The following is a 462-nucleotide window of genomic DNA, read 5'->3' as shown; positions in this document are numbered from 1 at the left end:
ATCTGTATCCGCTGCATGGTCTGTTGTCCGTTCCCGTGCGGAATCAGTAGGTTTGGCTCCTGATTTTTACGAGAAAAAAGACATTCATGTCCATGTTCCCGAAGGTGCAACGCCGAAAGACGGTCCGAGCGCAGGCATTGCTATGACTTTGGCGATGGTGTCCGCCTTTACCAAAATTCCGGTGCGTGCCGATGTTGCCATGACGGGCGAAATTACCCTGCGCGGCGAAGTCCTGCCGATCGGCGGTCTGAAGGAAAAACTGTTGGCTGCGCTTCGCGGCGGCATCAAACACGTCCTGATTCCGAAAGACAATGTCAAAGACCTGGAAGAAATCCCTGAAAACGTGAAAACCGGATTAACCATCCATCCGGTCAAATGGATAGACGAGGTATTGGCTTTGGGTTTGGAAAGCCGGCCTGAGTCTTGGGCAGAACCTTCTGCCGCGGAAGCGGCGGCGGAATC

General features: G+C 53.7%; 1 protein-coding gene. It reads left to right on the top strand.

Going from position 1 to position 462, the window contains the following annotated elements; all coding sequences use genetic code 11:
* A partial coding sequence (locus RM704_RS45750) for a S16 family serine protease (RefSeq protein ID WP_498076451.1) occupies window positions 1-462 on the top strand: 462 nt, incomplete at both ends.

Source organism: Streptomyces gottesmaniae, assembly GCF_031845845.1.
Taxonomy (GTDB): Bacteria; Actinomycetota; Actinomycetes; order Streptomycetales; family Streptomycetaceae; genus Streptomyces; species Streptomyces akebiae.
The sequence above is the reverse complement of the archived record's forward strand: the minus strand, read 5'-3'. Positions and strand labels throughout refer to the sequence as shown.